We start from the raw sequence: 13,467 nt of genomic DNA, 5'->3' as shown, positions 1-13,467 counted from the left end.
CTAGAACCGGTATCAGTTTCCGGACTGACGAGCTTCATCCAGCGCCGCCGCCATTTCCGTGCGCGGCGCCGGGCGGCCGGTGAACAGTTCGACTTGCCCATACGCCTGGTTCAGCAACATCTGCAGACCACTGATCACCGTGTGCCCAGCGCCCGACACCGCCTCGGCCAGCGGCGTCGGCCACGGGTTGTAGATCGCGTCGAGCACCACGGGGGCCGTCGCGACCGCGTCGGCGACCACCGCGGCGGCCTCGGCCGGAATCGTGCTGACCACGGCACCCGCCCGCTCGCAGAGTCCGGCGAGTGCGGCCGGGTCGAAGCTGGTCACCGCCGCGTTCATGCCGAGCCGCTCGGCGAGATCCAAAGCGCTGCTTGCCCGTCCGGCATCCCGGGCGATCACGGTGACCGTCTTCGCACCGAGTTCGGACAACGCGAGCAACGCGGGCCGCGCGGTCCCACCGGCACCGAGCACGACGGCCTCGTCGAGGTCGACGACTCCACCGCCGCGCAGCGCGCCGAGCACCCCGTCCACGTCGGTGCAGTCGGCCAGCCAGCCGCCGTCACGCCGGACGAGCGTGTTGGCCGAGCCGACCAGCACCGCCCGCTCGGTGCGTTCAGCCGCGTACGCCAGCGCGGCCTCCTTGCCCGGCATGGTCACCGACAGCCCGACCCATTCCGGTCCGAGCCCGTGGACCAGCCCGGGCAGCTGCTCGGCCGTGCATTCGATGCGCTCGTAGCTCCAGTCGAGCCCGAGCGCGCGATAGGCGGCCAGGTGCAGCTGTGGCGAGCGGGAGTGCGCGATCGGCTTGCCAAGCACCGCCGCTTTGCGTTCAGCGGCCACTGTCCAGGATTCCGCTCGCCTGGGCCTGCTGGATGTAGCGCTGGTGCTGCTTGTAGTCGTCGGTGAACAGCGTCGTGCCCTGCTTGTCGACGGTCACGAAGTACAACCACGACCCCGGTTCCGGATTCTCCATGGCGCGCAACGCGTTCAGCGACGGTGCGGCGATCGGTGTCGCGGGCAGGCCGATTTTCGCGTAGGTGTTCCACGGCGTCTCCGCGGCGCGGTCGGCGTCGGTGGTCTGCACCTCGGTGCGGTCCAGCGCGTAGTTCACCGTCGAGTCGAACTGCAGCATCTGCGGGACCCGGAGCCGGTTCACGATCACTCGCGCGACCTTGCCCATGTCCTGCGGCTTGGCCTCGCGTTCGACGAGCGACGCGGCGATCAGCGTCTGGTACGGCGTCAGCTTGGTCTCGCCGCCGGACTGTAACAACCCGGTGGATTCATAGCTCTTGGCGCTGGCCGTGACGACCTGCCGCAGCATCTGCTCCGGCGTGCCGCTCGGGTCGAAATCGATAGTGCCCGCGGCGATCAGGCCCTCCAGCTGCCTGGTCCGGTCCGGGCAGTCCTTCACGCCCTGCGCGGCCCAGGCGGGCACACCGAGCGCGGCCAGATCGAGGCTCGCGCCCGCGGCATCGAGTTGTTCGTAGGTCGCGCACTTCTGGTTCGGGCCGGTGCCGACGCAGCTGGCCGCCGCCATCATGCGGTAGATGCCGTCGGTGCGCCTGCTGGTGCCCACCTCGGTCTGGTCGTGCAGCAGCTTCCCCTCGGGAATGACCAGGTTTCCGACGCGGGCCTGCTTGCCGAGCAATCCGGTTACCGCCTGCGCGGCGGGAATGTGGCTCGGCAGCGCGTAGAAGCCCGGCTGCACCGTGTTCATGTTCGAATTCCGCACGGCCGCTTGGAAGAACGCGCCCGTGCTCGCGACGACGCCACGTTCCTTCATCGTCGCGGCGATCTGCTCCGAGGCGTCCCCGTCGTGCACCTGCACCACGACGAGCGGTCCCGGCGATCCGGTGGCGAAATCCTCGGGACTGCCGAGCGACTTGATCAGCTTCATGCCCGCGAACACCGCGGCACCGGCGAACAACAGCACGAAGACACCCGCGACGAGCCACAGGGTACGGCGACGACGCTTGCGCTCTTTGGCTTTACGCGAGGCGGCCCTGGAGCGCCTGCCGCGCTGCGGGCCCTTCGACCGGCGCCGCTCTTCGGGCTCGTCATCGTCGCGCGCTACCGCTTCCCGGCGGCCGACGCGCGGGCGCGGTGCGTCGCGTCGCTCACGCGGGCGGGGGGCCGGCGCAGGCGGCGGCTGGTCGTCCATCTCGTCGGTGTAGCGCGGGATGACGGTGGTGTCGTCGTCGTAGTCGTCCCAGTCGTCCTGCTCCCGGCCGACCACGCGGTTCGTCTTGCCCCGGTTGTCTCTGCTGTTCTGCCCACCCCAGGCTCGGTCGTCACGCCGGTAACGCCGATCAGCTTCGCGCTGTCGGTACCGTTCCTCGGCCCGCGCCCATCGATCCGTCATGCGTCGTCCTCGGACGACGCATGACGCACCGCTTCAACCGACCTCAACACCGCACTCCGTTCGTCCAACCATCCTTGCAGGATCGAGACGGCCGCCGCCTGATCGATCACTTGCCGCTGGCCACGCGCGCGAACTCCACTGTCCCGCAATGCACGTGCAGCTGACACCGTAGTCAAACGTTCGTCGGAAAGTCGTATAGGCACCGGCGACACGGCGACCCGCAACTGCTCGGCGAATGCGGTGGCAATGGTAGCGGCAGCGCCCTTCTCCCCGCGCAATGTTCGCGGCAGGCCGACGATCACCTCGACTGCCTCGTACTCCCGCACAATTTCAGCAATTCTTGCGATATCGGGCGCGGGCCCGACCGAGCGCTTGTTCGGCTTCGCGCGCGGCACGGTTTCCACGGGCGTGGCGAGGACGCCGTCGGGGTCGCTGGACGCGACACCGATCCGGACACTGCCGACATCGACGGCAATTCGCCTGCCGCGCCCCGGATCTGAGTCAGGGTGGGGCCGGTCGGCACTGTGCGACGCCGACCTTCCGGAACTGTCGGAGTTGGGCCGGTCGGCACCGTGCGGCGACTTCGCGGAACTATCAGAGTTCGGCCGGTCGGCACCGTGCGGCGCCGACCTCTCGGGACTATCGGGGTCCGCCATCACCCGGCCAGTTCGGCCACCCGAGCGCGGACCGCAGCAAGACCTGTCGGGATGCCCGACGGATCGGAACCGGCGCCCTGCGCCATTTCCGGCTTGCCGCCACCGCGTCCGGCGATGCTCGGACCGAACGCCGCGACCAGATCGCCGGCCTTGAAGCCGAGGTCCTGGGCGCCCTTGTTCACGGTCACCACGAACGGCACCTTGCCGTCAGCGTTGCCCAGCAACACCACCACGGCAGGATTTGTGCCGAACCGGCCACGAATATCGGTGGCAAGGGTGCGCAGATCGCCCGCAGGCACGCCCTCGGGCGCGGCGACAGCGACCAGCAGCACGCTACCGATGCGCTCGGCCTCCTCGACGAACTTGCCCGCCGAGGACAAGACCGCAGCCATCTTGGTGCGCTCGAGTTCCTTCTCAGCAACCTTGAGCCGCTCGACCAATTGCTCGACCCGCGCGGGCACCTCGTCGGAGGGCACCTTCAGTGAGGACGCGACACCGGCCAGCAGCGCACGCTCCTTGGCCAGGTACTGGTACGAGTCGAGACCGACGAAGGCCTCCACCCGACGGATACCGGAACCGACCGACGACTCACCGAGCACGGTGATCGGGCCGATCTGCGAGGAATGCTGCACGTGCGTACCACCGCACAGCTCCATCGAGAACGGACCACCGATCTCCACCACACGCACTTCGTCGCCGTAGTTCTCACCGAACAACGCCATCGCGCCCATCTCCTTGGCCTTGGCCAAGTCGGTGACGAAGGTGTTCACCGGGAAGTCCGCGCTCACCGCGTCGTTGGACACAGCCTCGATCTCGGACTTCTGCTGCTCGGAAAGCTGGCCCTGCCAGTTGAAGTCGAAACGCAGGTAGCCCGGCTTGTTCAGCGAACCGGCCTGCACCGCGTTCGGGCCGAGGATCTGACGCAACGCGGCATGCACCATGTGCGTGCCGGAGTGGCCCTGGGTGGCGCCGCGACGCCAGGCCGGATCCGCTTGCGCGAGAACGACATCGCCCTCGGTGAGCTGTCCCTGCTCGACGGTGGACTTGTGCACCCACACCTTCTTGGCGATCTTCTGCACGTCGTTGACGCGCAGCTTCACCCCGGCGGCGGTGATCGAACCACGGTCGGCGATCTGGCCGCCGGACTCCGCGTAGAGCGGGCTGCGATCCAGGATCACCTCGACGTCCTGGCCGACCGTGGCGACGGGAACCCGCACGCCATCAGCGATCAGCGCCAGCACGTGGGCCTCGGAGGTCAGCTCGTCGAAACCGGTGAACTCGGTAGCGCCACGGTCGACCAGTTCCTTGTAAACAGTCAGATCAGCGTGCGCATGCTTGCGGGCCTGCGCGTCATCCTTGGCCCGCTTACGCTGCTCGGCCATCAACGACCGGAAGCCGTCCTCGTCCACCGAAAGACCCGCCTCAGCAGCCATTTCCAGCGTGAGGTCGATCGGGAAGCCATAGGTGTCGTGCAGGGTGAAGGCGTCGGTGCCCGCAATCGTGTTGCTGCCCTTGGCCTTTACCGCGGCGGCGGTGTTGTCGAACAGCGTCGAGCCGGTGTTCAACGTCTTGAGGAACGCCGTCTCCTCACCGACCGCGACCGTCTCGATGCGCCGGAAATCGGTGGCGAGTTCCGGGTACGAGGGCGACATCAGGTCGCTGACGACCTTCATGAACTCGCCCATCACCGGCTTCTCCGCGCCGAGCAGGCGGGCCGAACGCACGATCCGGCGCAGCAGGCGGCGCAGCACGTAGCCGCGGCCGTCGTTGCCGGGGTTGACGCCGTCGGCGATCAGCATGGCGCCGGTGCGCGCATGGTCGGCGATCACCCGGAACCGCACGTCGTCCTCGTGCGTGACGCCGTAGGACCGGCCGGTCAGCTCCTCGGCCTTGTCGATGATCGGGCGCAGCAGATCGGTCTCGTAGACGTTGTCGACGCCCTGCAGCAGGAACGCGACGCGCTCGACGCCCATGCCGGTGTCGATGTTCTTCTTCGGCAGCGGGCCGAGGATCTCGAAGTCGTCCTTGCTGATGCCCGCGCCACGCTCGTTCTGCATGAACACGAGATTCCAGATCTCGATGTAGCGATCCTCGTCGGCCTCCGGGCCGCCCTCGATGCCGTATTCGGGTCCGCGGTCGTAGTAGATCTCCGAGCACGGGCCACACGGGCCGGGGATGCCCATCGACCAGTAGTTGTCGGCCATGCCGCGGCGCTGGATGCGCTCGGCGGGCACGCCCATCGACAGCCAGATCTGCTCGGCCTCATCGTCATCGAGGTAGACGGTGGCCCAGAGCCGTTGCGGATCGAAGCCGTAGCCGCCGTCCTCGACGCTGTTGGTCAGCAGCGACCAGGCGAAGGTGATCGCCTCGCGCTTGAAGTAGTCGCCGAAGCTGAAGTTGCCCGCCATCTGGAAGAAGGTGTTGTGCCGGGTGGTGATGCCGACGTTCTCGATGTCACCGGTGCGCACGCACTTCTGCACACTGGTCGCGGTCGCATACGGCGGGGTCTGCTGACCGAGGAAGAACGGCACGAACTGGACCATGCCTGCGTTCACGAACAGCAGGTTCGGGTCGGCCAGGATCAACGAGGCACTCGGTACCTCGGTATGCCCGGCACGGACGAAATGGTCCAGGAAGCGCCGTCGAATCTCGTGGGTCTGCACAGATATCCAGCCTACCGGTGCGGTGCACATGGTTTTTCATCGACTCGGGTGGTCTTGGCCACCGGGCTATTTTGCGGCGACCTGCCCGCTGCGTCGGTCGTTTGTCTAGCGGGCGCGCAGTCAGCGTAGTCCGTTCAGAGGGCGTATGGGCGGCGTGGACGCTGAGATAAGCCCACCTTCACAGTCGACTGTTCCTGCGCGAGCCGACCCTGCGTTCGCGGCGTCAGCTGGCCGGAGCAAAGGGCCAGGTACGCCCCTACTTTCCGCGGATTATCCGGCGCAATTTGTCCACCCTGGGGCCGACTTCACGTTCGTTGCCGTGATCGGTGGGTTGGTAGTAGTTCACACCGACCAGCTGGTCCGGCGGATACTGCTGGGCGAGCACGCCGTCCTTGTTGTCGTGCGGGTACTTGTAGCCCTGGGCGTTGCCGAGCTTGGCCGCGCCCGCGTAGTGGCCGTCGCGCAGGTGCGGCGGCACCGCGCCCGCCTTGCCCGCCGCGACATCGGCCATCGCGGCGCCGAGCGCGGCGATCACGGCGCCCGACTTCGGGGCGCTCGCGAGATGAATGGTGGCCTGCGCCAACGCGAGACGAGCCTCCGGCAGACCGACCAGCTGGACGACCTGCGCGGCCGCGGTGGCGGTTTGCAGGGCGGTGGGATCGGCCATCCCGATGTCTTCGCTGGCGTGGATCATCAGCCTGCGTGCGATGAAACGCGGGTCCTCCCCCGCGGTGAGCATCCTGGCCAGGTAGTGCAGCGAGGCGTCGACGTCGGAGCCGCGGATGGACTTGATGAAGGCGCTGATCACGTCGTAGTGCTGGTCGCCTGCCCGGTCGTAGCGGACGGCGGCCTTGTCCACGCTGGCCTCGACCAGTTCGACACCGACGGTGCCATCCAGGGAGGATTCGGCCGAGGCCTCCAACGCGGTGAGTGCGCGGCGAGCGTCACCGCCCGCGATCCGGATGATGTGGTCCAGTGCCTCGTCGGACACCGTGTACTGGTCGTCCAGCCCGCGCCGGTCGTGGATCGCGCGCTGCAGGACCTGACGGATGTCGTCCTCGGTGAGCGATTGCAGTTGCAGCACCAGCGAGCGCGACAGCAGCGGCGACACCACGGAGAACGACGGATTCTCGGTGGTCGCGCCGACCAGCAGCACGATCCGGTTCTCCACCGCGGCGAGCAACGCGTCCTGCTGCGTCTTGGAGAACCGGTGCACCTCGTCGATGAACAGCACGGTCTGCTCGCCGTTCGACAGCCTGCGCCGCGCCACATCGATGACCGCGCGCACTTCCTTCACGCCCGCCGACAAGGCCGACAGCGCCTCGAACCGCCGCCCCGTCGAATGCGAGATCAGCGAAGCGAGCGTCGTCTTACCCGTGCCGGGCGGCCCGTACAGCAGCACCGACGCCGCCCCCGCCCCCTCGACCAGCCGCCGCAACGGCGACCCCGGCCCGAGCAGATGCTGCTGCCCGACCACCTCGTCCAACGACGCAGGCCGCATCCGCACCGCAAGCGGCGCGCCGGAATCCCGCCGCACCACATTGTCGATGCTGTGCTCTGCGGGCACCCCGTCGCCGGGCACGTCGAACAAGCCATCGGTCACACCGCGCAACGTTACCGACGCCCACCGACAAGCCCGTTCGACGGCCCGGGCCGCGGCCGCGCAGGCACCGAAAGGGACGTGGTGGCGGGGACACGCCGAGCGGGCCGCCGTCAGATCCCGTTCGATGACTCTGGGCTGGGTTCGGCGGGCCGATTTGCGTGGCGGGCGGACATCGGATGGGATCAGTACCCGTGGCTGAAAACGTGACCGTTTCAGATTCTCCGTTCGGACCGTTCGCGCGGCGCACGCTGCTGAAAGGTGGGGCGGTTGCCACTGCGACGGCGCTGCTGACGGCCGCGCCTGCGCAGGCGGCGGGTGTGGTGTTCCGGCACGGGGTCGCGTCCGGCGATCCGCTGCCGAACGGTGTCATCCTCTGGACCCGCGTGACCGTGTCCGATGACGCGGCGCCTGGTTCGGGTGTGGGCGAATCGGCAAGCGTGCGTTGGGAAGTCGCTGAGGATGAGCGGTTCGGTGTGCTCGCGGCGTCCGGAAATGTCACGGCCGCAGCGTCTTCCGACCACACGGTGAAGGTCGATGTGTCCGGGCTCGCGCCGGGCACCGTCTACTTCTACCGGTTCACCGCGCTCGGTGAGACGTCGGCGATCGGCCGCACGCGAACTGCGCCCGCGATTTCCGACGCACCCGAGCGCCTCCGCTTCGGCATCGTGTCCTGCGCGAACTGGGAGGCCGGGTACTTCGGCGCCTACCGCCACCTGGCCGCGCGGACCGACCTCGACGCCATCGTGCACCTGGGCGACTACATCTACGAGTACGGTCGCGGCAAGTACGGCGGCCGCAATGGCACTGTGCGCCCGCATGATCCGGCGAACGAGACCGTCAGCCTGGCCGACTATCGAATTCGCCACGCGCAGTACAAGACCGACCCCGATCTGCTGGATTTGCATGCCCGCCAGCCGTTCATCTGCACCTGGGACGATCACGAATCCGCCGACAACTCCTGGTCCGGCGGCGCGAACAACCACGACCCGGTCACCGAGGGCAACTGGCGGGACCGCCGGGCCGCCTCCGCGCAGGCCTACCTGGAATGGATGCCGGTGCGCGCGCAGGGCTCCGGCGCGGATGTGCAGATCTACCGCAGGCTCCGCTTCGGCACGCTGGCCGAACTGTCCATGCTCGACCTGCGCAGCTACCGCGATCAGGAGGCGAAGCCCGGCGCGGGCTGGCGCGAGGCGGACAACCCGGCGCGCACCATCACCGGCAAGGCCCAAATGGATTGGCTCACCGCAGGATTGGCGTCCGCGCCGGTCCGCTGGAAGCTGGTCGGCAACTCGGTGATGATCGCCCCACTGGTCTTCCCGCCGCTCGAACCCGCCACCACCGCGGCCATCACCAGCACCCTCGGCATCCCACAGTCCGGCCTGACGGTGAACGGCGACCAGTGGGACGGCTACACCGCCGACCGTCAGCGTCTGTTCCGCGCGATCACCGAACAGCAGGTCTCCGACGTGGTCTTCCTCACCGGCGACATCCATTCCTCCTGGGCCGCCGACCTCCCCGCCGACACCGCCAACTACCCCGCGGGCAACACGGTCGGCGCCGAGTTCGTCGTCCCATCGATCACCTCGACCAGCATCGGCGACATGCTGAAACTCAACTCGGCACCGATCGCGGAGTCGATCAAGGGCATCAACCGCCACATGCGCTACGTCGAACTCGACTCCCACGGCTACGGCGTACTCGAGGTAACCCCGGACCAGACCCAGATGGACTGGTTCTACCTCACCGACGTGACAGACCCGAATTCCGGTGTCCGCCACGCCACTTCACTCGCCGTCCGCTCCGGCGGCCGACTGGAACCACGCCCGGCACCGGTGAGCTGACGAGGCGTCCGGTCAGCTGACTGAGCGTTCGCTACGACCCGCCACCGCAACCACCACCACCGCCGCAACCGCCGCCACCGCCGCAGCCGCCGCCGTGGCCACCACCACAACCGTGGCCGTGACCGCCGTGTCCGTGACCGCCATCGCTGCCGCCGAACAACCCGATACCGCCCAGGGCCCAGCTGCTGCCGTCACCACCGCCTGCGGACCCCCGCCTGCGACGACGCCGGGTTCGCGGACTGGCGATCTGCGAGCTCAGCGCGGTGCCGGACTGCTGGGCGCGGGTCAACTGGTCGAAGTCTTCGGCCAGCCGAAGGCGTCTCCGCCGACTCACGATCACCGCCAGCAAGACGGCGACGACAATCGCCACGACGACTACCAACAGCACAGTGTTCACTGTGACCACCCCTCTCGAACCCCGTGGTCTAGAACACCCCAGCGTACTGCCACCGACGGACAACCACCGCCCCCGATTACAGGGTCTCCGATGTTTTTCCGGCGCAGCCGCACGACTTCCGACATCCGCACGCGTGTCAGTGCGGCGAGTCAGCGTGCGGGAAATCAAAAGGCGTGCATCAAGCCCGCCTCAATTACCTTCAGCCTGACTGAAATCGGATTTCCCGCATTATCCGTTCACTACGAACACAGCGGCAGACAAAAACTTTCAGACAACGGCAAGGGAAAGAATTCCCGCGAATTCTATTCGGACCAGCGCTCTTCCAGCATCGCCGAGACATCCTCGGCGAAGTCGCCGACGATATCGTCCCCGGTGCACCGCGCATCCTCGGCCAACGCGGCCCAGCGATTGATCAACGCCTCCGACCGAGGCACCGACAACCCGTGCTCCCGCGCCGCCGCGATCCGCGCATGGTCCGCAGGCAGGAACCAGTAGGTGGACAACCACACCCAGATCAGCCGGGCCTCGAGGATCCGCTCGGACATGATCTCGTCATCGGCGAGCGCGGGCCACACCCCGACCACCTCGGAGCGCCACGCCTCGATCATCTGCCCGGCACGTTCCCTGGACAGTTCGAAGTCGCAGAGGCAACCCGGGAACGACACCAGCGCATAGGCGATGTCGAGCGTGGCGTCGCGGAACCCACCCCACTCGTAGTCGAGGAACCGCGCGCCCTCCTCGTTGAGAATGACGTTGTCGGGGCACAGATCCGACGGACTGAACGCCCGGAATCGCCCGGCGGAGAACAGCCGGTTACCGCGCACGATCCGTTCGGCGATCTCGCCGGGCACCTCGATGCCCAACTCCCGCTGCAGCAGTCCCGGCACCTCGGCGATCGCGGATTCGGCCTGCTGAGCAATGCCATCGACCCGATGGACCACATCGACACGACGCAGCAGCGCAACGAAATCGGCCTCGCGACCGACGGTCGCCGCATGCATCCGGCCGAGCGCCTGTGCGAACGCCATCAGCCCGTTCCTGGTGGCCGGCTCGGCGCCGGACTGCAGCATCTGGGTGAGCAGCGAGTTCTCGCCGAGATCGCTGAGGATCAGCAACCGCTCGGGCAGGCTGTGTGCGATCAGGTACGCACCGGGCCGCTGTTCGCGGCTCAACGCGGTGGTGAACTGATACGACACCGCTTCACGCAGGAACGCGGAGTCGATGCTGGCGACTCCGGGTGCGAGACCGCCCGTGGTGCGGTCATGCGAGTGTCCGCGAACTTGTTTCACGATCAGGGTCCGCGGTAACGAGAAGGCGTTTTCCGCAACACGCACACGGAGAACCGTCGTTCTACCACTACCGCTGAGTTCGATCGGATCGCTCAGCTTTACCGGAGCACCCATTCGCTTTGTGAGCAACTGTTGCGCTGCGGACACGACTTCGGCGGCGCGTTCGGCCAATAGTGCGGTCATCGCCCTTCAAGTTACTCGCATCAGGTCACTTCTAGCGAGCGGATACACAACCTTTCCGCGTCGTTCGGCGTGTCTCCCTCGAGGTTACGGGACGAGCGCGGGTTGCTTGACACGATTGCACTCGTCAGGTTTTCTCATCGTCAACTGCTCTGCGCCACACCGCAAACCAGTTGAGTGGAAAGGTCTATGGCATGACCGGCACACCGCCTCCCCCGCCCCACGAATCAGCTGGCGACGCTCCCGACCACGGAGACGACGAACGCTACGCGGCACGGCCAGGGCAACACGAGAGTCACACTCCACAAACACCGGACACCGGCGCCGGGCAGGGTCGCCACGAGATGGCTGGGCCGGCCGGATACCCGCAGTTCGAAGGTCCGGGCGCGGCGCAGTACGGCAACGAACCCGTCGAGCCACCGCCGCCGGTGGCGTCTCCGCAGCAGTCGGCGCAGCCGGGTTATGCTGCCCAGCCTGGTCATCCGGCCCAGCCCGGTGCCGCGGTCCCGCCTGGTTACTCGCCGCAACCCGGTTCCGCGCCCCCGCCTGGTTACTCGCCGCAACCCGGTTCCGCACCCCCGCCCAGTTACTCGACCCAGCCGGGTTCCACCGGCCAGCCCGGTTACGCGTCACCACCCAATTACGGTCCGCCGGGTACCGGTCCCGGCACGCCGCCACCTGGCACTATGCCGCCAGGTGCGATGCCACCACCGGGCTCGATGCCACCGGGATCGATGCCGCCACAAGGGAACCAGCCGTACGACATGCAACCAGGCATGATGCCGCAGGACCCGGGGACCGGACAGCAACCGACCTACGGTTACCAGCAGGGCGCCTCCGCCCCCGGCACCCTCGATGTCGGTCAAGCGCTCAGTTACGGCTGGGAGAAGTTCCGCTCGAATCCCGGACCGTGGATGGGCGTCATCGCGGCCGGGCTCGTCATCTATCTCGGTTTCGTGCTCGTCGTGCAGCTCACCGACCCGACGACGATGCTCCCGCTGCTGCTGATCTTCCTCGCCGTGCTGGCTGCTGTGTGGTTGCTACAGGCCGCGATGGTGCGCGGCGCGCTGTATGAAACCGACGGCAACAAACCCCATTTCGGGTCGTACTTCCGTTTCCTGAATGCGGGCAATGTGCTGATCACCGCCCTGCTGTCGTTCATCCTGAGCTTCATCGGAGCGGCGATCTGCATCCTGCCCGGACTGGTCGTCGGCGTGCTGTGCATGTTCTCGCTGCACTTCGTGATAGATCAGAACGAGGGTCCGTTCGAGGCGATCAAGTCCAGCGCGACCCTGGTGGTCACCAATGTGTGGCCGGTGCTGCTGCTCGCGCTCGCTGTCCTATTCGTGACCTTCGTCGGCGCACTGCTGTGCGGACTCGGCCTGCTGGTCGCGGGACCCGTCGCGGTCATGGCGGTGACCTACGCCTACCGCACACTGACCGGCGGCCCCGTCTCACCGATCTGAAATGTCGGATTTGTCTGTTAGCGCACGCATTCCGATCCACCGCTGAAACCGCGCCACCGGCCCGGCCTCGCTCCCCGCGCGAGGCCGGAGTTCGAGCACGATCACTCCGGCCGTGATGATCCCCGCCAGGTTCACCGCGAGCTGACCTGCGGACATGAACGCGATGTGCCACTGCCCCACCGTCGCCGCGACAACCGCGAATCCGGCCGCGGGCACGGTCGTCACCGAGATGAACACACCGATCAGTGCCGCCGACTTCGCGGTCACCAGCGAGAGCATGCCCGCCGCGCCCGCCAGCAGCGCGACGACCAACGAGAACGGCCCCACCTCATAGATGAAGTCGACGTTCTTGACGCTTTCCACACCGTTCAACGTGATCCAGCCGAACTGCTCCCACACCAGCGTCGCGGCCAGGGTGACCAGCATGGCCACCGGGAACCCGACCGCGAGCGCGATCGCCGACCGGCGCGCGAGCCGAAAGTCCCGGCGCACCAACCCGACCGCGAACGCCGCGAGCGGTCCGAACTCCGGACCGACCACCATCGCGCCGACGATGGTCACCGGCGAATCGGTGGCAACACCGATCGCGGCCAGCAGGCACGCGATGGCGAGGAACGCGAGGAAGGTCGAGTTGAGCGTCGACTCCTCGTGTACCTGTGCGAGCAGTTCGTCCCACACCACCGCGTCGGTCGGATCGCCGGGCGCCGCTTCGACCGCTCGGTCCCCCGCCTCGGACAGCACGGTCTCCACCGGCCCGAGCGTGATGCCGCCTGTTTTGCAGATGCCGAGCTCGGTCAGCTCGGCCAGCACCTCGTTCGCCGCTTCGCGCGCGACGTCGGCCTGAATCAGATCACCGGCGGGTTCGACCGCGACGCCGCGAGCCAGGGTCACATGCGTGGCACCTGGATTCGCGGCGAGCACGGCCAGCACCTCGTCGGTCGTCTCCGACGGGCTGATCATGCGCAGATGCAGCAACGGATCCCCTCGTGGTCAGTGCCGCCCGGCGCGGG

The 13,467-nt window shown here is 67.5% G+C and carries 9 protein-coding genes and 1 pseudogene; 2 read left to right on the top strand and 8 right to left on the bottom strand.

What is annotated here, in order from left to right; genetic code table 11:
* Positions 1–12: 12 nt before the first annotated feature.
* The 5 genes and pseudogenes from ACIBK2_RS13370 to ACIBK2_RS13350 form a co-directional block, all read right to left on the bottom strand.
* A complete protein-coding gene (locus ACIBK2_RS13370) occupies positions 13–840 on the bottom strand; it encodes a shikimate dehydrogenase (RefSeq protein WP_396966812.1) in 828 nt (275 codons plus the stop codon).
* Positions 830–2,362, bottom strand: a complete 1,533-nt coding sequence (mltG, locus tag ACIBK2_RS13365; RefSeq protein WP_396966810.1) for an endolytic transglycosylase MltG — start codon at positions 2,360–2,362, stop codon at positions 830–832. The genes ACIBK2_RS13370 and mltG overlap by 11 nt, the downstream gene beginning before the upstream one ends.
* A pseudogene (gene ruvX, locus ACIBK2_RS13360) lies at positions 2,359–2,895 on the bottom strand (Holliday junction resolvase RuvX); the annotation flags it as partial. The pseudogene ruvX and the gene mltG, both read right to left, overlap by 4 nt.
* A 122-nt stretch (positions 2,896–3,017) precedes the next feature.
* Positions 3,018–5,681: an alanine--tRNA ligase gene (gene alaS / locus ACIBK2_RS13355; protein WP_396966808.1), complete on the bottom strand. Its 2,664-nt coding sequence runs from the start codon at positions 5,679–5,681 to the stop codon at positions 3,018–3,020.
* A 256-nt stretch (positions 5,682–5,937) separates the two neighbouring features.
* A complete protein-coding gene (locus ACIBK2_RS13350) occupies positions 5,938–7,284 on the bottom strand; it encodes a replication-associated recombination protein A (RefSeq protein WP_396966806.1) in 1,347 nt (448 codons plus the stop codon).
* A gap of 176 nt (positions 7,285–7,460) precedes the next feature.
* On the opposite strand from ACIBK2_RS13350, the gene ACIBK2_RS13345 reads away from it, so the two are divergent.
* The gene (locus tag ACIBK2_RS13345) at positions 7,461–9,125 is read left to right on the top strand and encodes an alkaline phosphatase D family protein (protein WP_396966804.1); all 1,665 of its coding nucleotides are present in this window, start codon (positions 7,461–7,463) and stop codon (positions 9,123–9,125) included.
* A gap of 31 nt (positions 9,126–9,156) precedes the next feature.
* On the opposite strand, the gene ACIBK2_RS13340 is transcribed toward ACIBK2_RS13345, so the two are convergent.
* Together ACIBK2_RS13340 and ACIBK2_RS13335 are read right to left on the bottom strand one after the other, a co-directional pair.
* Positions 9,157–9,522, bottom strand: coding sequence for a hypothetical protein (locus tag ACIBK2_RS13340; RefSeq protein WP_396966802.1), 366 nt, complete (start codon positions 9,520–9,522; stop codon positions 9,157–9,159).
* 302 nt (positions 9,523–9,824) lie between these two features.
* Positions 9,825–10,994: a phosphotransferase family protein gene (locus ACIBK2_RS13335; protein ID WP_396966800.1), complete on the bottom strand. Its 1,170-nt coding sequence runs from the start codon at positions 10,992–10,994 to the stop codon at positions 9,825–9,827.
* A 341-nt stretch (positions 10,995–11,335) separates the two neighbouring features.
* Between ACIBK2_RS13335 and ACIBK2_RS13330 the strand changes: the two genes are divergently transcribed.
* Positions 11,336–12,457: a hypothetical protein gene (locus ACIBK2_RS13330; protein WP_396966798.1), complete on the top strand. Its 1,122-nt coding sequence runs from the start codon at positions 11,336–11,338 to the stop codon at positions 12,455–12,457.
* Here the strand turns inward: ACIBK2_RS13330 and ACIBK2_RS13325 are convergent.
* Positions 12,446–13,432 carry a DUF389 domain-containing protein gene (locus ACIBK2_RS13325; protein ID WP_396966796.1) on the bottom strand — a complete coding sequence of 329 codons (987 nt, stop codon included), beginning with the start codon at positions 13,430–13,432 and terminating at the stop codon, positions 12,446–12,448. The genes ACIBK2_RS13330 and ACIBK2_RS13325 overlap by 12 nt on opposite strands.
* Positions 13,433–13,467: the final 35 nt, after the last annotated feature.

Origin of the sequence: Nocardia sp. NPDC050175, assembly GCF_044459885.1 — a bacterium.
Taxonomy (GTDB): domain Bacteria; phylum Actinomycetota; class Actinomycetes; order Mycobacteriales; family Mycobacteriaceae; genus Nocardia.
Note: the sequence above shows the minus strand (reverse complement) of the source record. Positions and strands in the feature narration are given on the sequence as shown.

What these genes read in the sequence shown, in the direction of transcription:
- mltG (WP_396966810.1), bottom strand. Translation starts at nt 2,362, where the DNA reads ATGACGGATCGATGGGCGCGGGCCGAGGAACGGTACCGACAGCGCGAA.
- ACIBK2_RS13345 (WP_396966804.1), top strand. Translation starts at nt 7,461, where the DNA reads ATGGGATCAGTACCCGTGGCTGAAAACGTGACCGTTTCAGATTCTCCG.
- ACIBK2_RS13335 (WP_396966800.1), bottom strand. Translation starts at nt 10,994, where the DNA reads ATGACCGCACTATTGGCCGAACGCGCCGCCGAAGTCGTGTCCGCAGCG.
- ACIBK2_RS13330 (WP_396966798.1), top strand. Translation starts at nt 11,336, where the DNA reads ATGGCTGGGCCGGCCGGATACCCGCAGTTCGAAGGTCCGGGCGCGGCG.